This is a genomic window from Limosilactobacillus oris, assembly GCF_025311495.1.
Lineage (GTDB): Bacteria > Bacillota > Bacilli > Lactobacillales > Lactobacillaceae > Limosilactobacillus > Limosilactobacillus oris_A.
In genome coordinates this window covers 1274739-1300451 of sequence record NZ_CP104398.1, presented here as the reverse complement: position 1 = coordinate 1300451, position 25713 = coordinate 1274739, and the positions used below count along the sequence as shown (strand labels likewise).

35 protein-coding genes, 2 tRNA genes, 1 pseudogene and 1 riboswitch are annotated in these 25713 nt (G+C 49.2%); of the genes and pseudogenes, 23 read left to right on the top strand and 15 right to left on the bottom strand.

Annotation, left to right across the window (positions count from 1 at the left end):
- Positions 1 to 6 precede the first annotated feature (6 nt).
- Positions 7 to 357 carry an ArsR/SmtB family transcription factor gene (locus N4599_RS06575; RefSeq protein ID WP_003672749.1) on the top strand — a complete coding sequence of 117 codons (351 nt, stop codon included), beginning with the start codon at positions 7 to 9 and terminating at the stop codon, positions 355 to 357.
- A gap of 103 nt (positions 358 to 460) precedes the next feature.
- Here N4599_RS06575 and arsC read toward each other — a convergent pair whose 3' ends face one another.
- The 6 genes from arsC to N4599_RS06545 all read right to left on the bottom strand — a co-directional run bounded on the left by arsC (position 461) and on the right by N4599_RS06545 (position 4320).
- Entirely contained in the window at positions 461 to 862 is a 402-nt protein-coding gene (arsC, locus tag N4599_RS06570; RefSeq protein ID WP_003669793.1) for an arsenate reductase (thioredoxin), read from the bottom strand.
- Between the two features lie 2 nt (positions 863 to 864).
- The gene (gene arsB, locus N4599_RS06565; protein ID WP_152727040.1) at positions 865 to 1899 is read right to left on the bottom strand and encodes an ACR3 family arsenite efflux transporter; all 1035 of its coding nucleotides are present in this window, start codon (positions 1897 to 1899) and stop codon (positions 865 to 867) included.
- 53 nt (positions 1900 to 1952) lie between these two features.
- Entirely contained in the window at positions 1953 to 2264 is a 312-nt protein-coding gene (locus tag N4599_RS06560) for an ArsR/SmtB family transcription factor (RefSeq protein WP_152727039.1), read from the bottom strand.
- A gap of 122 nt (positions 2265 to 2386) precedes the next feature.
- A complete protein-coding gene (locus N4599_RS06555) occupies positions 2387 to 2842 on the bottom strand; it encodes a hypothetical protein (protein ID WP_260898573.1) in 456 nt (151 codons plus the stop codon).
- Positions 2814 to 3494 (bottom strand): TIR domain-containing protein, encoded by a 681-nt coding sequence (locus N4599_RS06550; RefSeq protein WP_260898571.1) that lies wholly within the window; start codon positions 3492 to 3494, stop codon positions 2814 to 2816. The genes N4599_RS06555 and N4599_RS06550 overlap by 29 nt, the downstream gene beginning before the upstream one ends.
- A gap of 205 nt (positions 3495 to 3699) precedes the next feature.
- Positions 3700 to 4320 (bottom strand): DUF4145 domain-containing protein, encoded by a 621-nt coding sequence (locus N4599_RS06545; RefSeq protein WP_260898569.1) that lies wholly within the window; start codon positions 4318 to 4320, stop codon positions 3700 to 3702.
- Between the two features lie 372 nt (positions 4321 to 4692).
- On the opposite strand from N4599_RS06545, the gene N4599_RS06540 reads away from it, so the two are divergent.
- Positions 4693 to 5664, top strand: coding sequence for a ketopantoate reductase family protein (locus N4599_RS06540; RefSeq protein WP_191364039.1), 972 nt, complete (start codon positions 4693 to 4695; stop codon positions 5662 to 5664).
- Between the two features lie 116 nt (positions 5665 to 5780).
- Here N4599_RS06540 and N4599_RS06535 read toward each other — a convergent pair whose 3' ends face one another.
- The gene (locus N4599_RS06535) at positions 5781 to 6395 is read right to left on the bottom strand and encodes a sugar O-acetyltransferase (protein WP_191363996.1); all 615 of its coding nucleotides are present in this window, start codon (positions 6393 to 6395) and stop codon (positions 5781 to 5783) included.
- Positions 6396 to 6562: 167 nt separating this feature from the next.
- On the opposite strand from N4599_RS06535, the gene N4599_RS06530 reads away from it, so the two are divergent.
- Complete coding sequence (locus tag N4599_RS06530) at positions 6563 to 7051, top strand: GNAT family N-acetyltransferase (protein WP_191363997.1); 489 nt, start codon at positions 6563 to 6565, stop codon at positions 7049 to 7051.
- Between the two features lie 2 nt (positions 7052 to 7053).
- On the opposite strand, the gene N4599_RS06525 is transcribed toward N4599_RS06530, so the two are convergent.
- The 3 genes from N4599_RS06525 to N4599_RS06515 all read right to left on the bottom strand — a co-directional run bounded on the left by N4599_RS06525 (position 7054) and on the right by N4599_RS06515 (position 8602).
- Positions 7054 to 7395, bottom strand: coding sequence for a fluoride efflux transporter FluC (locus N4599_RS06525; protein ID WP_260898565.1), 342 nt, complete (start codon positions 7393 to 7395; stop codon positions 7054 to 7056).
- A 1-nt stretch (position 7396) separates the two neighbouring features.
- Complete coding sequence (locus tag N4599_RS06520; RefSeq protein ID WP_260898563.1) at positions 7397 to 7762, bottom strand: fluoride efflux transporter FluC; 366 nt, start codon at positions 7760 to 7762, stop codon at positions 7397 to 7399.
- An 82-nt stretch (positions 7763 to 7844) separates the two neighbouring features.
- A riboswitch (Fluoride riboswitch) is annotated at positions 7845 to 7911 on the bottom strand.
- A gap of 49 nt (positions 7912 to 7960) precedes the next feature.
- Positions 7961 to 8602: an SDR family oxidoreductase gene (locus N4599_RS06515; RefSeq protein WP_191364000.1), complete on the bottom strand. Its 642-nt coding sequence runs from the start codon at positions 8600 to 8602 to the stop codon at positions 7961 to 7963.
- A 148-nt stretch (positions 8603 to 8750) separates the two neighbouring features.
- Here N4599_RS06515 and N4599_RS06510 point away from each other — a divergent pair, with 148 nt between their 5' ends.
- Positions 8751 to 9074, top strand: a complete 324-nt coding sequence (locus N4599_RS06510; RefSeq protein WP_062813036.1) for a type II toxin-antitoxin system RelE/ParE family toxin — start codon at positions 8751 to 8753, stop codon at positions 9072 to 9074.
- A gap of 13 nt (positions 9075 to 9087) precedes the next feature.
- Entirely contained in the window at positions 9088 to 9423 is a 336-nt protein-coding gene (locus N4599_RS06505; protein WP_062813037.1) for a HigA family addiction module antitoxin, read from the top strand.
- A gap of 179 nt (positions 9424 to 9602) precedes the next feature.
- Here N4599_RS06505 and N4599_RS06500 read toward each other — a convergent pair whose 3' ends face one another.
- On the bottom strand, positions 9603 to 10313 hold the full coding sequence (locus N4599_RS06500; protein ID WP_191364002.1) for a response regulator transcription factor: 711 nt from the start codon (positions 10311 to 10313) through the stop codon (positions 9603 to 9605).
- Between the two features lie 118 nt (positions 10314 to 10431).
- On the opposite strand from N4599_RS06500, the gene N4599_RS06495 reads away from it, so the two are divergent.
- From N4599_RS06495 to N4599_RS06455, 9 genes are all read left to right on the top strand, one after another.
- Positions 10432 to 11304, top strand: coding sequence for a phosphate ABC transporter substrate-binding protein (locus tag N4599_RS06495; protein ID WP_260898561.1), 873 nt, complete (start codon positions 10432 to 10434; stop codon positions 11302 to 11304).
- A 4-nt stretch (positions 11305 to 11308) separates the two neighbouring features.
- Positions 11309 to 12208 carry a phosphate ABC transporter permease subunit PstC gene (pstC, locus tag N4599_RS06490; RefSeq protein WP_191364004.1) on the top strand — a complete coding sequence of 300 codons (900 nt, stop codon included), beginning with the start codon at positions 11309 to 11311 and terminating at the stop codon, positions 12206 to 12208.
- Positions 12208 to 13089, top strand: a complete 882-nt coding sequence (gene pstA, locus N4599_RS06485) for a phosphate ABC transporter permease PstA (protein ID WP_191364005.1) — start codon at positions 12208 to 12210, stop codon at positions 13087 to 13089. Before pstC ends, pstA begins: the two co-directional genes overlap by 1 nt.
- Before the next feature lie 12 nt (positions 13090 to 13101).
- Positions 13102 to 13857: a phosphate ABC transporter ATP-binding protein PstB gene (pstB, locus tag N4599_RS06480; RefSeq protein WP_191364006.1), complete on the top strand. Its 756-nt coding sequence runs from the start codon at positions 13102 to 13104 to the stop codon at positions 13855 to 13857.
- Positions 13858 to 13867: 10 nt separating this feature from the next.
- Positions 13868 to 14572: a phosphate signaling complex protein PhoU gene (gene phoU / locus N4599_RS06475; protein ID WP_191364007.1), complete on the top strand. Its 705-nt coding sequence runs from the start codon at positions 13868 to 13870 to the stop codon at positions 14570 to 14572.
- Between the two features lie 106 nt (positions 14573 to 14678).
- Positions 14679 to 15998: a C1 family peptidase gene (locus tag N4599_RS06470; RefSeq protein ID WP_407366411.1), complete on the top strand. Its 1320-nt coding sequence runs from the start codon at positions 14679 to 14681 to the stop codon at positions 15996 to 15998.
- A 147-nt stretch (positions 15999 to 16145) separates the two neighbouring features.
- The gene (locus N4599_RS06465; RefSeq protein ID WP_062814056.1) at positions 16146 to 16487 is read left to right on the top strand and encodes a carboxymuconolactone decarboxylase family protein; all 342 of its coding nucleotides are present in this window, start codon (positions 16146 to 16148) and stop codon (positions 16485 to 16487) included.
- Between the two features lie 235 nt (positions 16488 to 16722).
- Positions 16723 to 16908: a CsbD family protein gene (locus tag N4599_RS06460; RefSeq protein WP_062814055.1), complete on the top strand. Its 186-nt coding sequence runs from the start codon at positions 16723 to 16725 to the stop codon at positions 16906 to 16908.
- Entirely contained in the window at positions 16909 to 17160 is a 252-nt protein-coding gene (locus N4599_RS06455) for a GlsB/YeaQ/YmgE family stress response membrane protein (protein WP_191364008.1), read from the top strand.
- Between the two features lie 95 nt (positions 17161 to 17255).
- On the opposite strand, the gene N4599_RS06450 is transcribed toward N4599_RS06455, so the two are convergent.
- Complete coding sequence (locus tag N4599_RS06450; protein ID WP_191364009.1) at positions 17256 to 17690, bottom strand: winged helix-turn-helix transcriptional regulator; 435 nt, start codon at positions 17688 to 17690, stop codon at positions 17256 to 17258.
- On the bottom strand, positions 17674 to 18693 hold the full coding sequence (locus tag N4599_RS06445) for a hydroxyacid dehydrogenase (RefSeq protein ID WP_191364010.1): 1020 nt from the start codon (positions 18691 to 18693) through the stop codon (positions 17674 to 17676). The genes N4599_RS06450 and N4599_RS06445 overlap by 17 nt, the downstream gene beginning before the upstream one ends.
- A 184-nt stretch (positions 18694 to 18877) precedes the next feature.
- Here N4599_RS06445 and N4599_RS06440 point away from each other — a divergent pair, with 184 nt between their 5' ends.
- From N4599_RS06440 to N4599_RS06400, 8 genes and pseudogenes are all read left to right on the top strand, one after another.
- Positions 18878 to 19534 carry an SDR family oxidoreductase gene (locus N4599_RS06440; protein ID WP_260898558.1) on the top strand — a complete coding sequence of 219 codons (657 nt, stop codon included), beginning with the start codon at positions 18878 to 18880 and terminating at the stop codon, positions 19532 to 19534.
- Positions 19535 to 19563: 29 nt separating this feature from the next.
- Positions 19564 to 20238: pseudogene (locus N4599_RS09930) on the top strand (SDR family NAD(P)-dependent oxidoreductase).
- A gap of 149 nt (positions 20239 to 20387) precedes the next feature.
- Positions 20388 to 21482 carry an aspartate-semialdehyde dehydrogenase gene (gene asd, locus N4599_RS06425; protein WP_191364012.1) on the top strand — a complete coding sequence of 365 codons (1095 nt, stop codon included), beginning with the start codon at positions 20388 to 20390 and terminating at the stop codon, positions 21480 to 21482.
- Between the two features lie 244 nt (positions 21483 to 21726).
- A complete protein-coding gene (locus N4599_RS06420) occupies positions 21727 to 22479 on the top strand; it encodes an alpha/beta hydrolase (protein WP_191364013.1) in 753 nt (250 codons plus the stop codon).
- Positions 22480 to 22483: 4 nt separating this feature from the next.
- Positions 22484 to 22723, top strand: a complete 240-nt coding sequence (locus N4599_RS06415; protein WP_191364014.1) for a hypothetical protein — start codon at positions 22484 to 22486, stop codon at positions 22721 to 22723.
- A gap of 56 nt (positions 22724 to 22779) precedes the next feature.
- Positions 22780 to 22851: transfer RNA gene (locus tag N4599_RS06410), tRNA-Glu, on the top strand.
- Between the two features lie 6 nt (positions 22852 to 22857).
- A tRNA-Gln gene (locus N4599_RS06405) sits at positions 22858 to 22929 on the top strand.
- A 127-nt stretch (positions 22930 to 23056) separates the two neighbouring features.
- Positions 23057 to 23524: a Dps family protein gene (locus N4599_RS06400; protein WP_003715621.1), complete on the top strand. Its 468-nt coding sequence runs from the start codon at positions 23057 to 23059 to the stop codon at positions 23522 to 23524.
- 96 nt (positions 23525 to 23620) lie between these two features.
- Here N4599_RS06400 and N4599_RS06395 read toward each other — a convergent pair whose 3' ends face one another.
- Positions 23621 to 23968, bottom strand: a complete 348-nt coding sequence (locus N4599_RS06395) for a type II toxin-antitoxin system RelB/DinJ family antitoxin (RefSeq protein ID WP_007123797.1) — start codon at positions 23966 to 23968, stop codon at positions 23621 to 23623.
- Positions 23969 to 24221: 253 nt separating this feature from the next.
- Between N4599_RS06395 and ribB the strand changes: the two genes are divergently transcribed.
- Entirely contained in the window at positions 24222 to 24887 is a 666-nt protein-coding gene (ribB, locus tag N4599_RS06390) for a 3,4-dihydroxy-2-butanone-4-phosphate synthase (RefSeq protein WP_191364015.1), read from the top strand.
- 136 nt (positions 24888 to 25023) lie between these two features.
- Here ribB and N4599_RS06385 read toward each other — a convergent pair whose 3' ends face one another.
- On the bottom strand, positions 25024 to 25704 hold the full coding sequence (locus N4599_RS06385) for a M57 family metalloprotease (protein WP_062814046.1): 681 nt from the start codon (positions 25702 to 25704) through the stop codon (positions 25024 to 25026).
- Positions 25705 to 25713: the final 9 nt, after the last annotated feature.

Below are 25713 nucleotides of genomic sequence, written 5' to 3'. Positions count from 1 at the left end.
GATTCTATGAAAAGCAAAAGTGCTGACATTACTTGTGATCAGACATTGGTTGAGACAGATAAAGTAATGAAGGTCTCGGAATTCTTGGGTAAATCACGTATTAAGAAATACTTTTATGTATTGTCTAAAATCTCAGATGAGAAAAAGTTAAAAATCATTTTCTCTTTAATCGCTCAGGAATCGTTATGTGTTTGTGATATTGCATATATTTTAGGCTGTAGTATTGCAACCGCTTCTCATCACTTAAGAATGCTGTATGATGCTGACATTTTAGACCGTCAAAAAAAGGGGAAAATGGTGTACTACTTTATAAAAGATGATGATCTGAAAAAAATACTTGCTCAACTTGACAGGTGAATTGACTTAAGTGCTTCCCTTAAGAAGAGAAAGTAATTAAAAATAGAGCAGTGAATTTTCTTGTTTGATTCCATTTTATATAGGAGGCTACTAGAAATAGCCCCTAAATTAATCCTCTAACTAATTGTTTAATTTCATCACGTACTTGACGAAATACAATCATTTTCTGCTCGTGTGTTCCCTTAGCCTGCGCTGGATCTGGTAAGGGCCAATGAAGGCTTTGGGCTTGGGGAGGAATTATAGGACAGCGGTCTTTCGCATCACCGCACAAGGTCACAATTAAATCAGCCGCATTGAAATAATCTAAGTCAATCAGCTTTGATTTTTGCTGACTAATATCAATTCCATCCTCAGCCATAACCTCTACTGCATAAGGGTTGAGACCATGCTTTTCAACACCGGCACTTTTACATTCATATTGATTTTTGAGTAATAATTTGGCATAACCTTCCGCAATCTGACTACGACAAGAATTACCAGTACACAAAAAATAGATTTTTTTCATAATTAATAAAATCTCCTCTTAATCCAAAGTGAAACATCAACTAATAGCATCATAACTGGAACTTCAATCATTGGACCGATAACAGCTGCAAATGCTTCCCCAGAATTTAATCCAAAGACACCAACAGTTACTGCAACAGCTAGTTCAAAGTTATTGCTTGAAGCAGTAAATGATTGCGTGGCCGAGATTGGGTAGTTTGTGCCAGTCCTCTTCGCAATCCAGAAAGTGAGGAAGAACATTAAAATAAAGTAGAGAAGCAAAGGAATCGCGATACGTATGGCATCTAAAGGTAGTTGAACCACTTTAGCGCCTTTTACCGAGAACATAACTACGATGGTAAATAGTAATGCCCAAGTTGTAATGCGACTAATTTTAGGAACATACTTATCTTCAAACCAGTCTTTTCCTTTACCCTTGATAATCAAGTAACGAGAACAAACCCCTAGGATAAACGGGATTCCAAGATAAATAAAAACAGTCTTTGCAATTTCACCCATGGTAATGTTAACCGTTTGTGTCTTAATTCCGAACAGCTTAGGTAAAACACTAATAAAGATGTAGGCATAAATAGAGTAAAAAATAATTTGAAAGATCGAATTCAAAGCTACTAATCCGGCGGCATAGTCATTATTACCGTGAGCTAGCTCATTCCATACAATGACCATCGCAATACAACGTGCCAACCCAATCATGATTAAACCGATCATATAATTGGGATAATTGTGTAGAAAAATGATGGCTAAAGCAAACATCAATAATGGCCCGACAATCCAATTTTGAATTAGTGAGAAACTGAGTTCTTTTTTATCTCTAAAAACATCACCCATTTTCCCATAATTAACCTTAGTTAATGGCGGGTACAGCATTAAGATTAAGCCGATAGCAATCGGAATAGACGTAGTTCCCACTGACCAACTGTTGATCAACTTAGGCAAGGAAGGGAAAATAAATCCACTTAAAATCCCAAGTGCCATAGCTAAAAACACCCATAGGGTCATGTAACGATCCATAAATGATAGGTTTTTCGACGTCTTCATATTAATCCCCTTCATATAGATAATTATCTATGTTTGCGGTAAAAATAAAAGGATTATCTTTTTTGATTAGCATCCTTACACATACAATTGTCAGTATTGGACAGCGTACGGGTTAAGCCGTTAATAATAAGTGCAGTCGTGTCTGGATTTAATGAATAGTAATGCCATTTTGACTTCTTACTTACGATGACCAATCCTTTATCCTCTAATACTTTCATATGATGAGAAAGCGTTGGTTGGGTAAAATCAAAGTGATCAAGAATGTCGCAGGCACACATTTCACCACAGGAAAGCATTTCAAGAATTTTAAGCCGATTTGGTTCAGCAACTACCTTAAGCAAGTTAGCTAATTTTTGATAATCCATTTACGTTACCTCTTATATAGATGTGCATCTATATAATAGCCTATTATGTAATAGTTGTACATATTGCCATAAATAATGCTGTTTAAACAGGGGTGATTCATCATAAATAGGCCCTAGCCTCATTAGGGCTTATTAATATATAGAATATAGACTAATACAACTAACACTAAACCATAGGAAAGTAAAAATACTGGTCTGCACATGCAGCATAAAAAGCTTTCATTAGTAGTAGATAGATCCATACTAAAATCAATACTCTCTTCTTCTTTTTGCCGAACTAGATCATAAAGCGTACGATATTGATGCTCAATACGTAAATAATATGCGTCAATAATCCAAAACATTATACAAATTAATGATGGAAACCAAAGTAGGTTATAGGACCAAGAGTGCCTAAAATTTGCAATGTATAGTGTGATCAATCCGCCTATTGCGGTAAGAGACCAACCTTTAATTAAAAAAGAATTGGATCCCATTCGACTGATGATATTTTCAATCATTTGCAGGTGTAATCTTTTATTTTCTCCATTTGATACAAAATTTTTATTGTTATGGTTGTTTTTGTAATTCGTATTCATCAATTCTATTTTCCTTAAGATTCATGGCGCGATCAAAATATGTATCTACATCATCTATGAAATCGGCCCATCTGACAGTAATAATGTATGAGCTTTCCCCATAGTAAATAGTTTGTCCCTGTATAGTGTCGGTAACAGGATCTTTTTGGTTGAACATGTTTTCTCGAATAATCTTAAATGTATTTCCTGTTTTAATTGATTCAATATCGTGGACATTTCCTTGATCATCGATTAATGTTTCTTGAGAGTCAAAGTAGTCATAACTTTCAAATAAATCTGGCAGAACAACAGCAATCATACCATTAGGTAAACTTCTAGTGTGGTGTCTTGTCTCTGTTCTTAGTGAGTACGCTACTTCCCATGGCATCCACTGATCTTCTTCTTTTTGCCATTCCACGCGCATACCAGGAGAGATCAATACCAAGGTGATTGAAGAATCCCAAATTTTATCTCGTAATTTTGACTTAATTGTATCTTTTTTGAAGTCGCTAAGATTTTCATTATCATTTTCTGCCTTATTATAGTCATCACCACTGTATTTATGATCTTGCAAGTAGTCGACGTAGTCTCGAACAGTATGTTTATGATATCCGTTCAGAGGAGCAACGCGATTATCTTTATATTTGTAAGATACGAAGACTTTTCTTCCCATAGGGTTCCTCCTTAATAAAAGTTACAGTCTCACTAGTTAAAATTTTAGTATCTTTGGCAGGTTGAGAACACCTGTTTGTGTGAGAGATTTATCCATTAACTTCATTATTCTAATTAAATGAAATACTTTAGTTATTAGTACATATAATTTCATGACAAATGATACAACAGTTAAGTCGTTTAACACTTCCCATGCTTTTCGATTCTTATTTGGTGTTGTATTTTGCATTTCTTTTATGAATAGCCTGTTTTTGGCTCTCCGGTAAAGCTTTATAGTCATTGTGCATCTTAGTTACAAGACCCAATAGATCGCAAATAGAATTAATATATTTGAACATGTATAATACTTGATCTTTGTTGGTATCCTTTGTGATATTTCCCCATTCATGTTCTAGTTTTTCGTATTCTGGATGGACTTCTTCATTACCTTCTTTTCTAATCATGTCCATGAATTCTGTTACTAATTCTGGCTGTTCCATATTTGACATACCTATCATGGTATTTAGGTTGTGTTTTTTTCCATCATTTATTAGATGCTTTTTTAGTAGTGTTTCAAGAGTAAGCCTAATAAGGGCTGCCGATGATCGAGGAGATAACTCAAAGACGCTAGCAGCCTCGTTGTACATACTTCGAACATCTTCCGGCATACTATTACTAGCAGGCGGGACCAGTGAGATTGTATTATCTACTGGATAGATGAATTTTTGCGATAGTATTACATTATTGTTTTGTTTATCAATTGATTGGAGCCTTGTGTTTTTATTGTGCGATGGTATCTCTTTTTCTACAAGAATGGAGTGTTTGCCACAAGTATTGCAATCTGCCAAATTAAAAAAATCCAATAAAAATCTTGAAATATAATTTGTTTTTAATTAAAATACTCTCAACAATTAAATCTAGCAAAAAATACTGGTAGTAATGTAGTAGTTGTTTAGCGGTGTCACAGAGAGCGCTGGTGGTGAGAAGGTGCGATGACTATTCAACGAAAGATTATTATTTAAGCAGCTACTTCTTGAGGTAGCCTGGTAGCACCCATTACCGTGCAGCGTATCGCAGTCATTTGCCGTACGTGTTGAGGATTCAGTTGCGAAGCTGAATTGAAATTAGGTGGTACCACGAGCTAATCGTCCTTTATTCGAGATGAATAAGGGGCGATTTTTTTGTTAGAGCATTACATTCAATAAAGGAGCGTGTTGATGATGAAGTATGGAATTATTGGTGCAGGAGCAATGGGCGTTCGCTACGGAGCAATGATGCAGGAAAATGCCGGAATTGACGTTGACTATATTGAAACCTGGGAACCTAATATCGAACGGATTAAGGAACAAGGCGGGGTGTCAATTGCCCGGGACCACCAAAACCGCCACATTATCCCCGTCAATATTTACCGGCCGGAAGAGTATCACGGTCATCCGGACGTTTGGATTATCTTCAAGAAGCAAATGCAACTGGCAGAGGAATTGGAGCGGGATAGCAAGGCTGGCCTCTTCCATTCGGACCAGTACGTTTTCTCAGCGATGAATGGGATGGGGCACTTTGAAAAGATTGCTAAGTACTTCCCTGCTGACCACATTATCTGTGGGACCGCGATGATTGCGACCCGGATGGATGCGCCCGGCGACGTTGATTTTATGGGTGCGGAAGGTTCCGAACAGATGCACATGGCCCGGTACAATAACGAACGGCCGGATGCTGTTGTCCAACAGGTCTTCGCTGACTTTACGCAGGCTGACCTGGGTCCCATTTTTGCTGACGAGTGGAAAGGGATGTGCATGTCCAAGGTCGTTTTCAACGCCGTCTGCAATACCCTCTGTACCATGTTTGAAATCCAGATGGGGCAGTTTATCGCTTACGATGGCGTGAAGGAAATGGCCCGCCAGCTTTTTGACGAAGCGTTCGATGTTTGCGAACGGGCCGGGATTTACCTGATTGAGTCCCGCCAAGAGGAAACTGACTCGGTAATCGCAATCTCCCAGGCTCACAAGTACCACTACCCGTCGATGTACCAAGATTTCAGCAAGGGGCGGCCAACCGAGGTTGACTATATTAACGGCTATATTGCCAAACTGGGCCGGGAGCACGACTATGTCTGCAAGACGCATGAATTCGTCGTCCACGAAGTTCATCTGGCGGAAACTATGCGGCAGTTCAAACAGTCAGTGCAGGCTTAGTGGATGTGGTATTGATTACGATAGGTAAAAGCGTCTGAAAATCTCAATTCCAGACGCTTTTTTTGAACTATTCAAGAATTACTAAGAACGTACCGGGGCTTGAACTTGCCATTTCCCTATTTCAACAACTCCGGATCAATCTCCAGCTGGCCGTGGTAGTATTTCCGGTCGTGGTCGCCGATTTTGCGCAGGACCCTGGCCGGAGTACCGACGGCGACCACATTGGCGGGGATGTCCTTGGTGACCACGGCCCCGGCGCCAATGACGCTGTTATCGCCGATGGTCACCCCGGGAACCACGATGACGCCGGCACCGAGCCAGCAGTTCTTACCGATGTGGATGGGCAGGTTGTACTGGTAGCCGTGTTCACGCAGTTCTGGCAGGATGGGGTGCCCAGCTGAGGCGAGGGTGACGTTGGGCCCCATCATTGTGTGGTCGCCGATGTAAACGTAGGTGTCGTCGACAATTGTCAGGTTGAAGTTGGCGTAAACATGGGCGCCCAATTCTACGTGCCGGCCGCCCCAGTTGGCGTGGAAGGGCGGTTCGATGTAGGAACCCTCACCGACCTTGGCAAACATCTTAGTCAGCAATGCTTGCCGCTTGGCCGTTTCGGTCGGTAGGGTTGCATTGTATTCGTACATCGGCATCATCGCCTTGGTCTGCTTAGCAAGAATTTGCGGATCTTCCGGGTCGTAAATTTGACCGGAGTGCAGTTTATCATCAATCTCCATTATTCGAAACCTCCGTAAGCGTTTTCTTTAATTCTATCATTTACCGCCGTTGGCAAGGGTACCGGTCCGCAAACTTTTCCAAAGTTTAAGGGGGCGAATTCGTTCAAATCGTAAGCCCGACTTGCGGTATGATGGCAGGTAATTAGGATTAGAAAGCAGGTTTTATTATGGAATTTCGGAAAGCAGTTCACGCGGACTTGCCCCGCATCGTGGAAATTTACAACCAGATTATTCCATCCCGCCTGGCCACCGCGGACCTGGAGCCGGTCACCGTGGCCGACCGTGAAGCCTGGTTTGCCTCGTTTACGGTCACCCACCCCCTGTGGGTAATGACCCAGGGAGACCAAATCATTGGCTGGGTCGCCCTCGAACCATTCTATGGCCGTCCCGCCTACGAACACACGGCCGAGATCAGTATCTACATTGACCAAGCGGTCCGCCACCAGGGAGTGGGGAGCCGGGCCCTGCAATTCGTCATTGACCAGTTGCCACAGTTGGGAATCACCGCCATCGTGGCCTATATCTTCGGTCACAACCAGCCAAGCCTCAAGCTCTTCCACCACTTTGCTTTTACGGAGTGGGGCAGCCTGCCGCGGGTCGCGGAATTAGATGGTGTGCAACGGGACCTCAAAATTTTGGGCCGGCGCTTTGATTAAGTTTACCAGCGTGCCATCCCGACTGCGGCCGCCAGGAGGCCACCGGCGAGCGAGAGTACGGCGTAGCTAGCCGCGGCCCACCAGCGGTGACTATGAATCAGGGTCACTAATTCGACATTGTAGGTTGAAAAAGTGGTGTACCCGCCTAAAACTCCGGGCCCGAGGAAGGCCATTAGTAAACTATTACTAGCGAGGTAATGCGTCGCCAAACCAAGCGAGAAAGCGCCCGTTAAATTAATCATCAGGGTGGTAAGGGGCCAGTTCCAGGGGAGCTTTTTGCCAGCCAGGGTCAGTAGGTAGCGTAAAATGGCACCAATGGCGGCACCCGTACTTGTTAATACCATCTTAGTCCCTCCCTAATCGACGGCCCAGCCAGGCGCCGAGCAGAGCCATTGCTAGGCCACCGCAACTGCTGGCAATGAAGTATAGACCCGCGGCAAGGGGATGGGACTGCCAGAGCTGGATGGTGGTAGCGGCAAAGGTCGAGAAGGTCGTCAGGGCACCGATTAGCCCGGTCCCGAGCCCCAGGGAAAGCCAGGCGGCCACGAGTTTCCGCTCGATGACGGTGTAAGTGAGCAGGGCCAGCAAAAAAGAGCCAATTAGGTTGCAGCCCAGGATGCCCACCACGCCCCAACTGCTATTGACAAGGTAACGGAGCATTCCGCCCCCGAAGGCAAACAGCCCCACGATAATGACTTTTCTTATCTTCATCTTCAATTCTCCATTCTGGATCGTGGCCACAAAAAAACGTCCCTCACAGCAGTTACTGTAAGGGACGCGCACCTGTCCCCCTACAGAGACAGGTGTCATCAACTGGTTTATGCCAGTGGTTCATTGCAAACACCATCACATTTGATATCGTTTGTAGTTTAGCACCGGGATGACCGACAATCAAGGCCCGGTTACGGGTTAAACTTCCTTGACCGCTGTATCAATTGGCGTATCACCAGTCCGCATCAGGATGACCTTACCGATAGTGTTGCCATTTGCCAGTACCGTGGCGAGCACCTGGGCAACGTCTGGGATCGGGTTGGTAGTGTCGTCACCTTCGCCAAAGGTTACCTTGCCCGTGGCCGCTTCCTCGGTCAGGGTCGCCGGCTGAACGATCGTGTAGTCCAGGTCGGTGTTGTGGATCAGGTAGTTGTCAGCGAAGAATTTGGCGATGTTGTAGTCGGTGATCGCTGCGAGGGCAGGGTAGTCAGCCCACTTTTCTGGTTGGAGGGCGTACATTGAGCTGAGCATAATGTAGCGTTTGATTCCCGCCCGTTCGGCAGCTTGCATGGTCTTAACAGCACCCATCGCGTCGGTTTGCAGGAGGTCCTTGCCCCGGGAACCGGCAACAAAGTAGACAGCGTCAGCACCAGCCATCAGGCTAGCAATTTTGGCAACGTCACCGCGAAGGTCGAGGGTGACGGGCGTTACGCCGTCCATTTCCACAATCTTCTCGGGGTGGCGGGCCCCCGCGATGACTTGGTGTCCATCAGCAACGAGGTCCTTAATCAATTCGGTTGCGACCCGGCCGGAACCACCGGCAACAAATACTTTACTCATCATGAATTCCTCCCTTTGTGATTATTCAGTTATAGTTTAACTGATTGCTAGTTAGTTCGGAAGCAAAAGCAACTGGGGCTGCTAAAAGTGAGGTGTTATTCTTGTTATTTTAATACCAAATCGGTATAATGATAATGGGGTGTCCACAATGGAATACTTTGCGGAAACTAAAAAATTAACAAAGATTCTGAATGATCCAAAATTGCTTTTGAAACATTATGGAAAATCTAGGGCGCGACGAATTCAAGCACGTCTAGACGAATTCGATGCGGCCCAGACACTTGCTCATATACCATCAGATCCACCGCCCCGATGTCATCCACTAAAAGGAGAACTATCTGGCAAGTTTGCGGTTGATATTAGCGGCAACTATCGGATGGTATTTGAAGGCTACGATAAGAACGATGAATTATCAACAAAAAGGGAACAGATTGTAACTATTCAGATAACCAGCATTGAAGATTATCATTAAGGAGCTGATTGTTATGCTGCATCGTGAAAATAAAATTAGACAGTATCATACTAGTTCGGCTGCCGATTTATTAAAAGAAGTGATGAATCATTATGACATTACACAAGCCGATTTGGCTGCACGTATCGGTGTTACCCAGAAAAACGTTTCTGATATTCTTAACCGCAAACGCTTTTTAACTGAGGTTCTTGCTCTTCGAATCGAAAAAGTGATGGGGATTTCCAGCCAGTTATTACTTTCACTGGATTCCAACTATAAATTAGCAGAGGCCAAAAGAGAAGGAAAACTTAGCAATAGTGAAAAAACTTCGCCAATCTTCCTTAAAAAATATAATTGGGTTACTGCTTAAAATATAATGATGTTAATTAAAAATGCAGACTCGCTCTGGGATTAACCAAAGTAAGTCTGCATTTTATTTTTAATCCAGCTGCGCTGAAGCATTTTTATCTTTAAAACAGCAAAGAGACTGGGTTAATTCCCAGCCTCAGCCGCCCTGATTATGCCTAACTAATCAAGGCGGTTTCTTTCTTATACAAACTTATAGCCAAAGCCCCGCACAGTCAGCAGGTGAGCGGGCTTGTGGGGGTCGTCCTCCAGCTTATCACGCAGGTGACTGATGTGGATGTCGACGATCCGTGAACTCGCCAGGAGATCGTACCCCCAGACACCGGACACTAACTGTTCCCGGCTGAGGACCTGGTTGTGGTGGTTGATTAAGTATGAGAGCAGTTGAAACTCCTTGGGCGTTAGTTCGACCGGCTGCCCGGCCTTCTTAACCGTGTAGTTAGCCTGGTCGATCGTCCAGTCGTTGGCGGCAATTACCGCATTCTCTTCTGGCGCCTCGGCTGGTGCTGGTTTCGCAAACTGGACGTGGCGGTAAAGCCACAGTCGCTGCTCTACCCGCGCCCGAAAGCTGCGTTCATCAACCGGCAGGGCAAGGACGTCATCGACCTGCGCGTGGAAGAGTTTCCGCTGGATCCGGTCTGTAACTTCGGGGGCCAGAATTATAATCGGGCCGGTGAGCTGGTGCCGAACTAAGGTCATGGTGGCAATCGTCGTATCGAGGCTGACATGACTGAGGTCCCACCAAATACCGGTGACCGGGCGTTGCTCCAGGGCGACCACGAGGCCAGTCGGGGTAGTGATTTGGGTGAGCTGCCAGCGGGCCTTCTTGCAGGTGGCCGTCAGTTGGTCTACGAGTTCCGCTGACTGGCTCATTAATAGAAATTCTTTCGCCATTCGGGATTATTCTCCAGTATTTACATAACTTTTACATTGCTTCAATTAAAAGTTTACAGTGGCTTGCTATCCTTATTTGTATCATAGGAAATCCGTAAAGACAACTAGGAGGCCAATCATGCGGAGAATATTATTGGGAATCATCCTAGCGGCGCTCGTCGGCGGCCTGGGAGCTGGCTGGGTGGCTGCCAAACACCACCCTGCCCAGGAGAAAGTCACGATCGTCGGCTCAACCGCACTGCAACCACTAGCCGAGGCGGTCGCGGCCAGGTATCGCCAGGGGCAGCCAACCACCAACATTACCGTCCAAGGTGGCGGCTCCGGGACGGGGTTGAGCCAGGTCCAGGCCGGGGCAGTCAACATCGGTTCTGCAGACATCTTTGCTAGCCAGCAGGACGGCATTGATGCCCACAAACTCCGGGACCACATCGTTGCCGTGTCGGGAATTGCCCCGATTGTCAATCCCAAGCTGGGGGTCAAAAACCTCACGATGACCCAGCTGCGCCGGATTTTCACTGGGCAAATCACCAACTGGCGTCAGGTCGGCGGCCCGGACCTGCCGATTACCGTGATTAACCGGGCCAACGGGAGCGGAACCCGGCTGGCCTTTGAGCAGACGGTCCTCACTAAGGGTGACCATGCCGTTCAGGCCCAAGAGCAGGACTCTAACGGGACGGTGAAGGAAATCGTCACGAACACTCCCGGAGCCATTTCCTACATCTCCTTTGCCTACCTCAACAAGACAGTTCAGCCGTTAAAAATCAACGGGGTTGCCCCGACGGCCAGCAACGTCACGACCAACCGCTGGCCGCTCTGGTCTTATGAACACCTGTACACGCAGCAGCAGCCGAGCCGGGCGACCCAGCAATTTATCAAGTACATGCAGTCGGGAAAGGTCCAAAATGGTTTGGTGAAGGAGGCCAATTACGTCAGCATCCACGAGATGAAAGTAACCAAGTCGGCAACCGGCCAGGTAAGTGAAAGGAAGTAACGGGATGGATAAAGTCAAACAGGAGCTGCTGACCCCGTCTGCGGAGAGCCGTCAGGATTGGCGGGGGAAAATCATCAGCTATTTAGCAATTATAGTTATCGGCGGCTTGGTCGCCACGATCCTCATTTTCTTAACGAGTAAGGGCTTGGCACTCTTCACCAAGAATGGCTATTCCCTGGGCAAATTCCTGAGCGGCGTGAACTGGCAGCCGAGTCATCACTTGTACGGTGCCTTGCCGATGATCGTCACCTCCTTTGCGGTGACCCTCCTGGCAGGAATTGTTGCCTTACCCCTAGCCCTGGTCAGTGCGGTCGCAATTACGGAAATGCTGCCCCCGCGGGTCAACCAGCTCATCCAGCCCGTAATTGAGCTGCTGGTCGGCGTTCCCTCGGTCGTCTATGGCTACGTTGGCCTGACCGTGATCGTGCCGCGGCTGGGCCGGCTCTTTGGCGGAACCGGCTTTGGAATCCTGGCAGCCACCTGCGTGCTCTTCTTGATGGTGTTACCAACCATGACCTCAATGACGATTGACAACCTCCGGCAAGTTCCAAAACAATACCGGCTCGCTTCGGCAGGGCTGGGGGCGACCCGTTGGCAGACCATTATCCGGGTAGTGATCCCCAGTGCCAAGGGCGGCATCCTAACGGCAATGATCTTTGGGATGGCCCGGGCTTTTGGTGAGGCCCTCGCCGTGCAAATGGTGATTGGGAACGCGGCGGTCATGCCGCACGGGCTGATGTCTTCGGCCGCGACCCTGACCAGTGTGCTGACGACTGGAATCGGGAACACCGTCATGGGGACCACCTCCAATAACGCCCTCTGGTCACTGGCGTTGATCTTGTTGCTAATGTCATTGGCGTTCAACCTGCTTCTCCGGCTGGTCGCCAAGAAAGGGGCTCACTAATGCGGGCAGAAAAAGTTGATAAAATTGCCACTGCGGTTGTTCTCTCGCTGGCCGGGCTGGTTGGCCTGTTAATCATCAGTTTCCTGGCCTACCTCCTCGCTGTCGGCCTGCCAAACGTTTCCTGGCACTTCCTCTTCTCACCAGCCGAATCCTTCAAGAGCGGTGGCGGAATCCGGGACCAGTTGTTTAACTCCTTATACCTAGTCGTCTTGACCATGCTGGTCTCGGTACCCCTGGCGTTGTGCGCGGCCATCTACTTGAGCGAGTACGCGCCGCAAAACCGCCTGACGGCCACCCTCCGCCTGGCAATCGAGGTGCTGAGCTCCTTGCCGTCAGTGGTAATTGGCCTGTTCGGTTACCTGGTCTTCGTGCTCCAATTTGGCCTGGACTTTTCCCTGCTAGCGGGGGCCCTGGCGTTGACCATTTTGAACCTGCCCCTGTTGACACGGTCCTGCGAGGACGCTTTGCAGCAGGTACCGCAGTTGCAACGCCAGGCCGGCTTGGGACTGGGGATGTCGAAGTGGCGAGTGACCACCAAGATTGTCTTGCCGGCGGCCCTGTCTGGCATTATCACCGGGGCCATTCTGAGTGCCGGGCGGATTTTTGGGGAAGCGGCGGCCTTGATTTACACCGCGGGACAGAGTTCTCCAGCGATCAGCTACACCGATTGGAACCCCTTCAGTCCGACCAGCTTCCTCAATCCGTTACGCCCGGCGGAAACCCTGGCGGTTCACATTTGGAAGGTCAACAGCGAGGGCTTGGTTCCCGACGCCCGGGCCGTTTCCAATGGGTCCGCGGCGGTCTTGATTATTACGATCTTAGCGTTCAATTTACTCGCCCGCTTGGTTGGCTACCTGATTAAGCGGCGACTGGCAAAGTAAGGATGGGATAAAATGACAGAACAAATCGCACTAGAAGTCAAAGACCTCCACGTCGCTTACGGCGACAAACAGGTGGTCCAGGACGTGTCACTGAAGTTTCCGGCCCACCAGATCACGGCAATGATTGGCGCGTCAGGATCGGGGAAGTCGACGGTCCTGCGGAGTCTTAACCGGATGAACGATAATCTCGCTACCGTGACCGGGCTGATTAATTTTCACGGTTTCAATATCAACCAGCCGGACGTCAACGTTTACCGGGTTCGGCAGCAAATCGGGATGGTTTTCCAACAGCCGACCCCCTTTCCGCTGTCAATTTACGAGAACGTCATCTACGGCCTGCGGTTGGCCGGGGAGCGTGACCGCCAGGTACTGGACCAGCGGGTGGAGGAGAGTCTCCGCCAGGCCGCCCTGTGGGATGAAGTCAAAGACCAGCTAAAGGAGAGCGCACTGGCACTTTCCGGGGGCCAGCAGCAGCGGCTCTGTATCGCGCGGACGCTGGCGGTTCGGCCAGAAATCATCTTGATGGACGAGCCGACTAGTGCTCTCGACCCGGTTTCGACTTCGCAAATCGAGGATACCCTAGTACAATTAAAGGAACAGTTTACCATTATCATGGTGACCCACAACATGCAGCAGGCGTCGCGGTCGGCGGATTGGACAGCCTTCATGCACCAGGGCCGGCTGGTCGAATTCGGCCCGACTTCGCAGATTTTCATGAACCCGCAGGAAGAGCAAACGGCAGACTACCTCAGCGGTAAGTTTGGTTAGGAGGAAGACCATGGGAGCAATCTTTGATGATGAATTAAAACGGCTGCGCGGCCGCTTTATGGAGATGGGAATTGACGCCAGCGAGCAAATCTACCAAGCGACGAAGGCCTTTAATGAAAAGGATGCCCAGCTGGCTCGCCAGGTACTAGAAAATGACCACCAGCTAAACGACGAGGAAATTCAGCTGGAAAAACAGGCCCTCAAGCTGATGGCCCTCCAGCAACCGGTGGCGACGGACTTTCGGAAGATTATTTCAATCTTGAAGGCCAGTTCGGATGTCGAACGGTTAGGGGATTACGCGGCCCACATCGCCCGGGCAGGAATCAGGCTGAGCGCGGACGAGGCTGACGAGCAGGTCGAAAAGCAGATTGAGAAAATGATGATGATCGTTCGCCAGATGCTGGAGAAGGTCATGGACGCCTACGTCTATACCGATGAGCAGAAGGCCTACGAGGTCGCCAACGAGGACTTGCAGGTCGACCTGATCTACGTCCAGCAGCAGGATGCCATCATGGATGCCCTGGTCAAGTCGCGGGAGGACGTCAAAAGCTACGGGACCTACCTCTCCGTGATCCGCTACCTGGAGCGGTCCGGGGACCACATTGTCAACTTGGCGGAGTGGATTATTTATAGCGGCTCAGGCAAACTCGTGGAACTAAACCCAGGTAAGGCCGACCCCGCGATGGTCAAGCGAAAGTTAAAAGAAGAAAATTAATGTCTTGGGGCTGGCAGCGGGAGAACTCGCAGCCAGCCTTTTTAGCACTGCAAATTCCTCGAAAGTGCTAAGATAGAAATAATCAACGAATTTGAGGAGGCAGATTATGTCTGAACAAGAACTAACGGCCAAGATGGTTAAAAAATATCAACAGGCCTTTCACCACCGGCGGGACGCTGCCGTCATCGCCCGGGCCATTCAAAAGAACGGGATTAAGAACGCCAGCGAGGACCCGGCAGCCAGCGAACGACTCCACCGGGCATTTTCGTACGAAATTAAAACCGGGAAGCCCAGCAACCAACGGCACAGTGGGCGCTGCTGGTCATTTGCGGCCCTGAACACGCTCCGGCACAAGTTCGCCACGAAGTACCACTTCAAGGACTTTGAACTTTCCCAAAACTACCTGTTCTTCTGGGACCGGATCGAACGGGCCAATATGTTCTTCCAAAAGGTGATTGCGACCGCGGATCGGCCGCTCCATGACCGGCTGGTCGACTTTTACCTCAACTTCGCCCTAAATGATGGTGGTCAGTGGGCTAACGCGGCTTCAATTATTGAAAAGTACGGGGTCGTTCCGGAATACGTGATGCCGGATACTCACAACACTAAGGACACCAGCGATGTGGCCGAAGTGATGAACTATCTGATGCGCAAGGACGCGTTGGAGTTGCGGCGGATGGTCAGCCATGGGGATAGCGCGGATGAACTCGCCAAGGCCCGGGAACGGATGATGGCTGACGTGTACAAGGTCGCTGCCTATGCCTTTGGTGAACCACCGGTTAAGTTTGACCTGGAATTCCGTGATGACGACAAGAAGTTCCACCAGGTACTGGACTTGACGCCCCTAGACTTCTATCACCAGTACTTTGATACTAACTTCAACGACTACGTGGTCGTTACCAATGCACCCGATCACGACTACCAGCGGGTTTACTCCATGCCAAGCCAGGATAGCGTTGTTGGTGGGGTGCCAATTAAGTTCGTCAACGTCCCGTTCGCAGACCTGCAGGAAGCCGCAATCAAGCAGCTGAAGGCCGGGGAAACCGTCTGGGTCGGCAATGATGTTCTCCAGCAGATGGACCGCAAGCGGGGGCTAATGGACGCCAAGCTCTTCCACCGTGAGGAACTATTGGGTGTCGACTTTACCATGGACAAGAAGGACCGGCTGGAATCACGGCAGGCAATGGTTTCCCACGCCATGACCCTGACCGGCTTTGACCTCGTAAATGACCAGCCGACCCGCTGGAAGATTGAAAACAGCTGGGGCAAGGATAACGGTGACAACGGCTACTTTGTGATGACCCAGGATTGGTTTGAAGAATATACTTACGAAGCGGTTATCAACAAGAAGTACCTGAGTAAGGACCTCCAAGACTTAGCTGCTCAGCAGCCAGTTGAACTGACAGCTTGGGATTCTTTGCAGTAGACAATTTTTAGAAAAGCAAAACAGGGGTTCAGAAGTGGCCGTAGCCGGGTTCTGAACCCCCGTTTTAACATCACTTGAGAAAGCGCTTTCTAAGATGTATCATTGACGATAAGTGGGCAAGTGTTAATAAATGAAAGGAAGATTGACATGACAGATTACAAGCAAGAACTGAATGAAGTAATGGCAAACAACAAGAACCTCTTTGCTAGCACCGGAGCAACCGGAAAGGCATTCCTCGGTGTTCATGAGGAGGCAATTAAGGCGGGGGCATTGGATAGCAAGACGAAGGCCCTGGAAGCACTCGGCATTGCGGTAGCGATTCGCTGTGAGGGTTGCATTGTTCAGCACGTCAAAGGAGCGATTAAGCTGGGAGCAACCCGGGACGAAATCGTCGAAACGATTAACGTTGCCATCATGATGGGTGGCGGCCCATCTACCGTTTATGGTGGGAAGGCCCTAGCCTGTGCGGACCAATTCCTAAAGAATTAGAAGTAAATAGGGTAGTGAAATGCTGCTAGTGATGATTTATCATACATTAGTAGCATTTTTGTATTATTAAAATTTAAGAAGTTTTAAGGTTGCTTAATTAAGCCCTAAGCCAATCGCTAATTTATTGTACCCGGTATTGCAAGTTGATAAACTAAAATCAGCAAATGTCACTAGTCACCGGGAGAAAGACCCGAACTGTAATATCACAGGGTAACGATAGAAAGGTTTGAGGACGATGGTTAGCGATAAACACGGATTAAAGGACCAGGTAGCTGGTAAGCTCAAGGAGGTCAAAGGTAAGTTGACCAATGATAAGGGTGAACAGGTAGCCGGCAAGGTCCAAAAAACTTTTGGCAAGGCGAAGGATAAATTGCAGGACGTTAAAGAAAAGATGAGCGAGAAAACAAGGGAGGCGAAATAAATGCATTGGTTATGGGTATTAATTGTCGGTGGTGTGATCGGGTTAGCAGCTGGTGCCATCACCAGGCGGGGCGGCTCAATGGGTGTTATTAGCAACATCATTGCCGGATTGGTTGGGTCGGCTCTTGGGGAAGCAATCCTCGGTGCATGGGGCCCACAGGTAGCAGGGATGGCAATTATTCCATCAATTGTCGGGGCGGTCATCTTGGTACTGATTGTTTCATTGATCTTTGGGATTCGCCCTGAAACATAAGAAAATTTAAGCCAAAAGGGAAGATAATCGCGGTCACTTTACGAATGACACTACATTATCTTCCCTTTTTATGTTGGCTATGTTTCACATGAAACTTAATCCTGCTTAACAATTTCCTGCTTCCAGTGGTGGAGGTGCTGCCTGGTAATTACGCAGAGACCATCATCACCGGCAGACTTCATCTGGTTAGTACACATAATTTTCACCGTAGAACTAGTCGCTGCCTTTTGTTCACCCCAGTAGTTGAGGTAGCGGAGGGCGGCGTAGAGGTTTTCACCCTCCGCGGTCAGCTGGTACTCGACGTGGGGCGGCATCGTGTTGAAACTCTTGCGGCTGACAATCCCAGCGTCGGCCAGCTCCCGCAATTGAACGCTCAAGACTTTGTGGGAAGTTCCCAGCTGCTTGACGAGTTCGCCGGTTCGCCGCGGGTGGCCGGCGAGGAGGTACAAGATCACCGGTTTCCACTTCCCACCGATGATGGAGAGGGCGTAGTCGGCACCGGTATTATACATTTTAGCTGGGATAGTCATGTGAATCCTCCTTTGGATTAACAACGAGTTTAAAGACCTTTTCGGGGTGCCCGGTGAGGTAGTCGACAATGTTTTGACAGGAAATTCTCTGTAAAGCAGTTAGGGAGTCACTGCTGTAAAAGGCCGCGTGTGGGGTGACCAGGACGTTGTCACGGCCAACTAGGGGATTAGTGGTCAGGTCGGGGAATTCAGTCGCCAGCACGTCAAGAGCCGCACCCTTTAGCTGCCCACTGTCGAGGGCAGCCACCAGGGCGGGTTCGTCCACTTCAGCACCCCGGGCCATGTTAATAAAGTAGGGGTGCTTGACCATCTGCTTAAACCGGTCGGCGGTAAAGAAGTGGTAGTTGCTATCGTTGAGGTTCATGTGGTTGCTGATAATGTCGGCCTGCTGGAAGAGGGTGGCCGCGGGAACCAACTGGGCCCGGTCATCAACCTTAGCGTAGTCCTTCTGGCTGATAAAAGGGTCCACTGCCAGCACCCGCATTCCCAGCGCTGCGGCCCGGGTTGCCACTGCCCGGCCAATCTTTCCCAGACCAAAAATTCCCAGGGTCAGATTACTAAGGCGCCGGTTAGGCTGGGCATAGTCGTAACGCCACTGCTGGTGAACATCGACGTCGGTTAGATATACCTTGAGATTGCAGACCAGGGCCAGCATTGTTGTAATGGTGAACTCCGCGACGTCCGCCGTGCAGTATTCACCGACAGGACAAACGGCAACTCCGTGGCGGCGGGCCGCTGCTAGATCTACGTTGTCGTAGCCGGTAGCGTTGATTGAGACCACTTTAAGCCGTGGCGCTGCCGCTAACACCTCCTCGTCGATTTTGATAAAGGCAGTCAGCAGTGCATCGGCATCGTGGACGAGCTGGAGAAAGTCGGCCCGCTGGTCATCGTGATAGGGATAGGTACAAATTTGACAGCCTGGCAGCCCGGCTGATAAGACCTGCTTTTCTAGTTCGTGGCTGGGCATCATTGACCCCGCGTAGTCGGCAATTACAATTTTCATTTTGCCCCTCCTCACTGGATTGTTCCTACTGCCATTATAGGGCAAATTAATTTAAATTGCGCGCGGCGGCACAGCGCTTACAATTCTTACTCCGGGGTAACCTGCTTACCCAAAAGTGCTTACTTTTAATAAGGTGCAACCCAGCTATACTGAAAGTGTACTAAAGAAATAGGAGGAAGAAAAAATGACGAAACAAGTTTTGATTCTTGGTGCGACTGGACAAATCGCGGGCCACGCAATTACGGCCCTGCTGGACGAAACGGATGCCCACCTGCTGCTTTTCACCCGTCATCCGCAACACCTGACCGTCACGGATGAAGCACGGGAAACCGTTATTAAGGGTGATACCCTGGATCTCACGAGCCTAGATGCAGCCGTGGCACAAGCGGACGTGGTATACGCTAACTTACGTAATCCGGAGATTGAGCAGCAGGCGAAGAACATCGTGGCGGCGATGGATAAGAATAAGGTCAAGCAGCTCGTCTGGATTTCTTCGATTGGAATTTATGACGAGGTCCCGGGCAAGTTTGGCGAGTGGAATAACGAAATGCTGGGTGGCGGCCAGGAAGACAGCTACCTGGGAACTTACCGGAAGGCTGCGGATGTAATTTCCGCCTCTGACCTGGACTACACGATTATTCGCCCAGCCTGGTTGACCAATAAGGACGAGGTGGAGTACGAAACGACCGAACGGGGTGAGACTTTCAAGGGAACCGAGGTTTCGCGGAAGTCGATCGGTACTTTGGTGGCGGCCATCATCGCGGCTCCCGCAAAGTACGCCCGCAAGGATTTAGGGGTGAACAAGCCCCACACTGACGGTGATAAGCCGGCCTGGTACTAGAGTTTAGTTTAGCGAAAGGAAGTAATCTGATGGTAGCAAGCAAAAAAGTGGCAATGGTTACTGGAGCAGGGCAAGGAATTGGCCGGGCAATCGCGCTTCGCTTGGCTAAGGCCGGGTTTGCACTGTCAATTGCGGACTTGAATCTTGCCAACGCACAAAAAGTTGCCCAAGAGATTAACCAAGACGGTGGTGAAGCAATGGCGGTCGAATTAAACGTTGCGGACCGTGCTAACTTCCGTCAGGCTGTTCAAACAACGGCGGATCAACTAGGCGGCTTTGACGTCTTAGTTAATAATGCTGGGCTGGGCCCAGTCACTAAGATTGAGGACGTTACTCCGGAACTGTTTAACAAGGTGATGAATGTGAGGCGATATGTGGGGGATTCAAGCGGCCCTGGAACAATTTAAACAGAAGACCCGCAGCGGCAAAGAAATTGTCGGTAAGATTATTAATGCGACCTCCCAAGCCGGAGTCCGTGGCAACAAGAATGAATTGCTTTATAGCAGTAGCAAGTTTGCGGTTCGCGGCCTCACCCAGGTTGCGGCGCGGGATTTAGCAAAGCAGGGCATTACCGTCAATGCCTATGCACCCGGAATTGTTAACACACCGATGATGCGAAGGTAGTTGAATTCTTGGTGAGCGAGCAGTCAGACTATGTCACGGGGCAAACGATCCTCTGTGACGGTGGGGTGAAAATTGTTTAGCATTAATTAAAATGATAGAGAAATCCTGCGTTTCCAAGTCGTGAACACGCAGGATTTTTTGTAAGTAATCTTCTGGAATCTTTCGCATAACAAGTGTATATTAGAAGTTAATTAAAGACTAATGAAAATAGATGTGGAGGGTTTTCGTAATGGGTGAGCAATTAAAGGTTGGTGTAATTGGCGCGACTGGAATGGTTGGCCAACGGTTTGTGACGTTATTGGCGAACCACCCCTGGTTCAAGGTAACGGTGGTGGCAGCCAGCAAGCACAGCGCCGGGCAAAAGTACGGGGACGCCGTCAAGGATCGCTGGAAGATGGGGGAGACGCCGATTCCAGAAAGGGTCAAGGACCTGACGATCTTGGATGCGGAGGATGTTGCTGCGGTTGCTTCCCAAGTCGACTTTGTCTTTTCCGCAGTTCATATGGACAAGGATGCTATTCGCCAGCTAGAAGACGAGTATGCAAAGCACGAAACGCCAGTCGTTTCCAACAACAGTGCCCACCGGTGGACGCCGGACGTGCCGATGGTGGTTCCAGAGATCAACCCGGACCACACGGAGGTAATCAAGTACCAGCGCGAACGGCTCGGCACCCAGCGCGGTTTCGTAGCCGTCAAGCCGAACTGCTCCATCCAGAGTTACACCCCGGCGCTGGCTGCCTGGAAGCAGTTTGAACCAACCCAGGTCCTGGCCTGCACCTACCAGGCAATTTCTGGCGCCGGCAAGACCTTAGAGGGCGCACCGGAAATTCAGGGGAACGTGATTCCGTATATTCCGGGTGAGGAAAAGAAGTCTGAGGACGAACCCCTCAAGATTTGGGGTCACGTTGATGATGAGAAAAAGGCGATTGTCCCGGCCGAATCACCGGTGATTACGAGTCAGTGTCTCCGTGTGCCGGTCCTGTACGGACACACGGTCGCAGCCTTCGTTAACTTCAAGCAGGACCCGACGAAGGAAGAACTGATCAAGGCGCTAGAAGACTACAGTGGTGAACCACAACGGCTGGATTTGCCGAGCGCGCCTAAGCAGTTTATCCAGTACCTGGATGACGACTTCCGGCCCCAGGTCCGCTACGACGTCAACTTTGAACACGGGATGGGGATTTCCATTGGCCGTCTCCGGTCAGACAAGCTCTTTGACTGGAAGTTTATTGGCCTGTCCCACAACACCGCCCGGGGGGCCGCTGGCGGGGCGATTGAACTCGCTGAATTGCTTAAAGCTCAGGGTTACCTAACAGCTAAATAGGATTAAGGGTTATGACATAAGTACTGTTACTTAGATAAAAGACGAACAGCGCAGTACACAAAGGGGCTTCAGTGCTCGGCAAAGTCGAACACTGAAGCTCTCTTTGTGCTTTCTAAAGACTAGCTGCGCGTCGACGGGGGCTCGAAAACGAAGTCGATTTCGACTTCTGTCTCGCTCCCTGTTTTCTCAGCTTAAAATGGGCTAGAATAACAATAGCAACGTTTTGAACACAGAGGAGAATAGTATGGAAGTTGAAATCAAACGGGAAGGCCGCACCCTCCGTGGCCTCTTGGAGGGAACGGCGACCCTCCATAATGATCACGTGGCAATCTTAATGCACGGCTTTATGGGCGACCGGGGCAATTACCAGGGAAAACTGCTCTATGATTTGTCGCACGCGCTGAATGACGCTGGTATTCCGACTCTGCGCTTTGATTTTGCCGGCTGCGGGGAAAGTGACGGCAATTTTGCTGAAATGACGGTGCTGAGTGAGCTGCTGGACGGGATGGCAATCATTGACTATGCCCGGACCACGCTCGGCGCAAAGAAAATTGACCTGGTGGGACATTCCCAAGGTGGTGTGGTGGCTTCGATGCTGGCTGGCTACTACCGTGACGTAATTGCCAAGCTTGTCCTACTGGCACCCGCGGCAACGCTCAAGGACGATGCCCTCAAGGGGGAATTTCAGGGAAGCAAGTACGACCCGAACCAGATTCCGCTGACGGTGCCGGTTCACGGCCAGGCGGTCAGTGGTCAGTATTTCCGGACTGCCCAGTTGCTGCCGATTTACGAGACGGCCCAGCACTTTGCCGGCCCGACCCTCATTGTTCACGGTGAGGATGACCAGGTCGTTTCCCCAGAGGCGGCGCGCAAGTACAACGTGATTTTCCCACAGAGCAAGCTCTACCTCATGCCGGGAGAAGGTCACCTCCTGGAGGGGCCGAAGCTCGCTGAGATTTTACAGACCGTCACAACTTTTTTGCAGGATAAGGAGTAAGCAGATGGGCAGTGACTACCAACGTTACTTAGCACAAGCGGCAACCGTCGCCGACTGCCAGCAAATCTATGAGCAGGAACTCGATCGGCAAGGTCAGGAATACCGGCAGCGGGATCCGCAGAATTACCGGCCGTTGCTGGCCGCTCATGAGGTCGACTACTGGATCCTAGCGGAAAACCGGGCGCAGCAGTTAGCTGGGCAGCGGCATAGATATGGCAGCTTGATTAGCCGCCGGTCCTATTGATAAAAAATCCTTGCCTTTTGCGCGGAGCCTTGCTAAAATTAACTAGTATTGCAAATGACCCGTTAGTCAAGTGGTTAAGACACCAGCCTTTCACGCTGGTATCGTGGGTTCAAATCCCGCACGGGTCACTTGATTGGGCTATAGCCAAGCGGTAAGGCAACGGTTTTTGGTACCGTCATGCGCTGGTTCGAATCCAGCTAGCCCAACTTAATTCGCAAATCCCGCCAGGTTGATCTATTAAGGTTGGCTTGGCGGGATTTTTTGCAAGCAGATTGATTGAAAGCGCATTCTTGTTTCTGTTATAATTTGAGAAATGGGAAAGGAGACGCTAATATGAAGTACACTGCTACCAAAGAGACGTTGAACCAACTTGTTGCCGATCTTAGCCAGATGGCGATGGTGATCCACCAGACCCATTGGTACATGCGGGGCACCAATTTCTTGAAGTTGCACCCGTTGATGGATGACTTTATGGATGAAATCAATGACCAATTGGATGTTATTTCTGAACGGCTGCTGGCCCTTGATGGACACCCGTTTTCGACGCTTGCGGAAATGGCTGCTAATACAAAGATTAAAGATTGGCCGGGTAACTTTGACAAGACTACTCCAGAGCGGTTAGCTCATCTGGTAGACGGCTACCGTTACCTAGCCGCTTTATACCAGCACGGAATTGAAGTGTCCGACACCGAGAAAGATTACTCCACCCAAGATATTTTCATTGGCTTTAAGACCGCGATTGAAAAGAAAATTTGGATGTTGCAGGCTGAATTAGATCAGGCCCCAGAAATTGATGCGTAGCTAGGCATTGCGATAAAAACACGAAGGCCACCAAGGTTTGGTAAAACCGAGCTCTGGTGGCCTTCGCGTTCTGTAAGTATAAAAGTCGACTGGTAATTAGCGCTTGTTTAAGATGTTTTGGCCGATACCGTTGCCCTCGTCCTGAGCTGGATGCCCATCCAGGATCTGACCACCGATGCTGGCGGTGTGTGGCGTCTTATTCAGCTCTTTGAAGAGACTGTTTAGGTTATTTACCGTCGCTTGATCACCGGCCTGGTATTGCTGGGCAACTTTTTTCGCGTCAAAACTGTGGTGACTAGTTAATTCAAACGGAATCCGCTGATCCTGTTGGACACGCTTGAGGTAAATTTTGATTCCGGTAGTAATATCGAGCCCCATCTCGTTGAAAATACGGCTTACGTCATCCTTTAGCTGATCATCGATTTTAATATTAATCTGTGCCATTTGGCATCCGCTCCTTTCTGTTGTTACTTTGCCACTTTTTTTTGATTTATGTATACTATGTTATATAAAATAGTATACATAAATATTGGTGAAGAGCTTAATTCGGTTTTAAACTGTTTTACGACTATAGTTAAGATTAATATTCGTATTTTATTTTAAAACAGGTTGATTTAAACCTATTTGTTCGTTATTATAATGACACATTCGAATGTTGTTGCACTGTCACTAGAGAGAATAAAGGAGAAGTTAACCCATGCAAAATGAATTCTCAACTGTTGAAGACGCGCTGACCCAATTGAAGAATGGCGGCTACATTATCCTGGCCGATGATGAAAGTCGGGAAAATGAAGGAGACCTGGTTGCACTCGGCGACGGTATCGACGCCGCAACCGTTTATGAAATGCTGAACGAAGCTAACGGCTTGATGTGTGTTCCCGTGACGGAAAAGATTGCTCACCGTTTAGGCTTCGTCCCGATGGTCGAACACAGCACCGACCCGAACCAGACCCCATTCATGGTTACCGCAGACGGGACCTATGAGGCGACGGGGGTAACTACCGGCGTGTCCGCCTTTGACCGTGCAGCAACAATTCGACAAATTGCCAAGCCTGATGCGCAGGCAAGTGACTTTAACCATCCAGGACACATTCAACCACTGTATGCCCAGGAACACGGCCTGCGTGACCGGACTGGCCACACGGAAGCGTCCGTTGACTTGGCATACCTGGCTGGCAAGGAACCAGTAGCGGTCATCATTGAAGTCTTGAAAGAAGACGGTACGATGGCCCGTCGGGATAGCCTCTTTGAATTAGCCCAACGGGTTCACGTTCCATTCATCACGATTAAGCAAATTACTAACTACATGGACGCAAAGGGGATTGACTACGCTGCTCAATTGGCAGAAAACGTAACTGAATAACCTCCTTTTTCGTAAAAAGACGGAAAGCAGGAGCGCTGGAATAGATATTCGCGGCGCCCCTGTTTTGTGTTTCATGTGGAACAATGTAAAAGCCGCGGCTCGAGCACTGTGCCCAAGTCGCGGCTGCGTTATTAAATTAATTTGAATACAGTTTCTTGACGGCCTGCACGTCAGCTGGCTGAATTGTGTAGTACGAGCCAGCAGGCTGCATTACCGAGACGTTATTGGTGTGGTCAAGTCCGATGGCGTGGCCGAGTTCGTGCTCTGCCGTGTTGATAATCCGCTGGTTAGAGTAACCATAGAGCGGGTTGAGCAGGTAGTGCTGGTTGAGGTATACATCCGCGTGGACCATTCTCCCGGTAACCGGGTTAGTCGATGCTTCGGTCAGGCCCGCTGCACTAGTGTTGTTGTCGTCCATCTTTTTGACGACAATGTCTGCCTGCTGCTGGTCCGTAGTGGTTCGGAAGCGGAAGGCTCCCGTTTGGTTCCAACTCTGAATGGCCGCGTTTGTCGCGTTATCTAAAGTGGTGTTGCCGGTATTTACGAACACGGTCGCTTCTTGGCTAGGCCAGCGTCCATTAGTTGGCACCTGGTCGGCCCCGGCAGCCTTGCTGCTGGATTGGTTGCCATTCTTACTACTGCTAGTTGCCTTAGTACCAGTAACCAGCTGAGCAACCCGTTCGCGGGCCTGCCACAGCCGCTGGTTAGTTGCCTGCTGAAACTGCTGGTTGTTAAAGTAGTACCAGCCAACTCCCAGGATGAGGATCCACCAGGCGAGGCGCTTGACCAGTCGAAAAATAACCCCTACTGTGTCCACCTTCTTTCT

What these genes read in the sequence shown, in the direction of transcription:
- N4599_RS06450 (WP_191364009.1), bottom strand. Translation starts at nt 17,690, where the DNA reads ATGACTATCCCAGCTAAAATGTATAATACCGGTGCCGACTACGCCCTC.
- ribB (WP_191364015.1), top strand. Translation starts at nt 24,222, where the DNA reads ATGCAAAATGAATTCTCAACTGTTGAAGACGCGCTGACCCAATTGAAG.
- N4599_RS06555 (WP_260898573.1), bottom strand. Translation starts at nt 2,842, where the DNA reads ATGAATACGAATTACAAAAACAACCATAACAATAAAAATTTTGTATCA.
- N4599_RS06400 (WP_003715621.1), top strand. Translation starts at nt 23,057, where the DNA reads ATGAAGTACACTGCTACCAAAGAGACGTTGAACCAACTTGTTGCCGAT.
- N4599_RS06575 (WP_003672749.1), top strand. Translation starts at nt 7, where the DNA reads ATGAAAAGCAAAAGTGCTGACATTACTTGTGATCAGACATTGGTTGAG.
- N4599_RS06540 (WP_191364039.1), top strand. Translation starts at nt 4,693, where the DNA reads ATGAAGTATGGAATTATTGGTGCAGGAGCAATGGGCGTTCGCTACGGA.
- N4599_RS06515 (WP_191364000.1), bottom strand. Translation starts at nt 8,602, where the DNA reads ATGAGTAAAGTATTTGTTGCCGGTGGTTCCGGCCGGGTCGCAACCGAA.
- pstA (WP_191364005.1), top strand. Translation starts at nt 12,208, where the DNA reads ATGCGGGCAGAAAAAGTTGATAAAATTGCCACTGCGGTTGTTCTCTCG.
- N4599_RS06520 (WP_260898563.1), bottom strand. Translation starts at nt 7,762, where the DNA reads ATGAAGATAAGAAAAGTCATTATCGTGGGGCTGTTTGCCTTCGGGGGC.
- N4599_RS06530 (WP_191363997.1), top strand. Translation starts at nt 6,563, where the DNA reads ATGGAATTTCGGAAAGCAGTTCACGCGGACTTGCCCCGCATCGTGGAA.
- N4599_RS06455 (WP_191364008.1), top strand. Translation starts at nt 16,909, where the DNA reads ATGCATTGGTTATGGGTATTAATTGTCGGTGGTGTGATCGGGTTAGCA.
- N4599_RS06395 (WP_007123797.1), bottom strand. Translation starts at nt 23,968, where the DNA reads ATGGCACAGATTAATATTAAAATCGATGATCAGCTAAAGGATGACGTA.
- N4599_RS06525 (WP_260898565.1), bottom strand. Translation starts at nt 7,395, where the DNA reads ATGGTATTAACAAGTACGGGTGCCGCCATTGGTGCCATTTTACGCTAC.
- pstC (WP_191364004.1), top strand. Translation starts at nt 11,309, where the DNA reads ATGGATAAAGTCAAACAGGAGCTGCTGACCCCGTCTGCGGAGAGCCGT.
- N4599_RS06505 (WP_062813037.1), top strand. Translation starts at nt 9,088, where the DNA reads ATGCTGCATCGTGAAAATAAAATTAGACAGTATCATACTAGTTCGGCT.
- N4599_RS06495 (WP_260898561.1), top strand. Translation starts at nt 10,432, where the DNA reads ATGCGGAGAATATTATTGGGAATCATCCTAGCGGCGCTCGTCGGCGGC.
- N4599_RS06470 (WP_407366411.1), top strand. Translation starts at nt 14,679, where the DNA reads ATGTCTGAACAAGAACTAACGGCCAAGATGGTTAAAAAATATCAACAG.
- N4599_RS06415 (WP_191364014.1), top strand. Translation starts at nt 22,484, where the DNA reads ATGGGCAGTGACTACCAACGTTACTTAGCACAAGCGGCAACCGTCGCC.
- N4599_RS06550 (WP_260898571.1), bottom strand. Translation starts at nt 3,494, where the DNA reads ATGGGAAGAAAAGTCTTCGTATCTTACAAATATAAAGATAATCGCGTT.
- arsC (WP_003669793.1), bottom strand. Translation starts at nt 862, where the DNA reads ATGAAAAAAATCTATTTTTTGTGTACTGGTAATTCTTGTCGTAGTCAG.
- pstB (WP_191364006.1), top strand. Translation starts at nt 13,102, where the DNA reads ATGACAGAACAAATCGCACTAGAAGTCAAAGACCTCCACGTCGCTTAC.
- arsB (WP_152727040.1), bottom strand. Translation starts at nt 1,899, where the DNA reads ATGAAGACGTCGAAAAACCTATCATTTATGGATCGTTACATGACCCTA.
- N4599_RS06500 (WP_191364002.1), bottom strand. Translation starts at nt 10,313, where the DNA reads ATGGCGAAAGAATTTCTATTAATGAGCCAGTCAGCGGAACTCGTAGAC.
- N4599_RS06420 (WP_191364013.1), top strand. Translation starts at nt 21,727, where the DNA reads ATGGAAGTTGAAATCAAACGGGAAGGCCGCACCCTCCGTGGCCTCTTG.
- N4599_RS06460 (WP_062814055.1), top strand. Translation starts at nt 16,723, where the DNA reads ATGGTTAGCGATAAACACGGATTAAAGGACCAGGTAGCTGGTAAGCTC.
- N4599_RS06510 (WP_062813036.1), top strand. Translation starts at nt 8,751, where the DNA reads ATGGAATACTTTGCGGAAACTAAAAAATTAACAAAGATTCTGAATGAT.
- asd (WP_191364012.1), top strand. Translation starts at nt 20,388, where the DNA reads ATGGGTGAGCAATTAAAGGTTGGTGTAATTGGCGCGACTGGAATGGTT.
- N4599_RS06560 (WP_152727039.1), bottom strand. Translation starts at nt 2,264, where the DNA reads ATGGATTATCAAAAATTAGCTAACTTGCTTAAGGTAGTTGCTGAACCA.
- N4599_RS06535 (WP_191363996.1), bottom strand. Translation starts at nt 6,395, where the DNA reads ATGGAGATTGATGATAAACTGCACTCCGGTCAAATTTACGACCCGGAA.
- N4599_RS06465 (WP_062814056.1), top strand. Translation starts at nt 16,146, where the DNA reads ATGACAGATTACAAGCAAGAACTGAATGAAGTAATGGCAAACAACAAG.
- N4599_RS06445 (WP_191364010.1), bottom strand. Translation starts at nt 18,693, where the DNA reads ATGAAAATTGTAATTGCCGACTACGCGGGGTCAATGATGCCCAGCCAC.
- phoU (WP_191364007.1), top strand. Translation starts at nt 13,868, where the DNA reads ATGGGAGCAATCTTTGATGATGAATTAAAACGGCTGCGCGGCCGCTTT.
- N4599_RS06440 (WP_260898558.1), top strand. Translation starts at nt 18,878, where the DNA reads ATGACGAAACAAGTTTTGATTCTTGGTGCGACTGGACAAATCGCGGGC.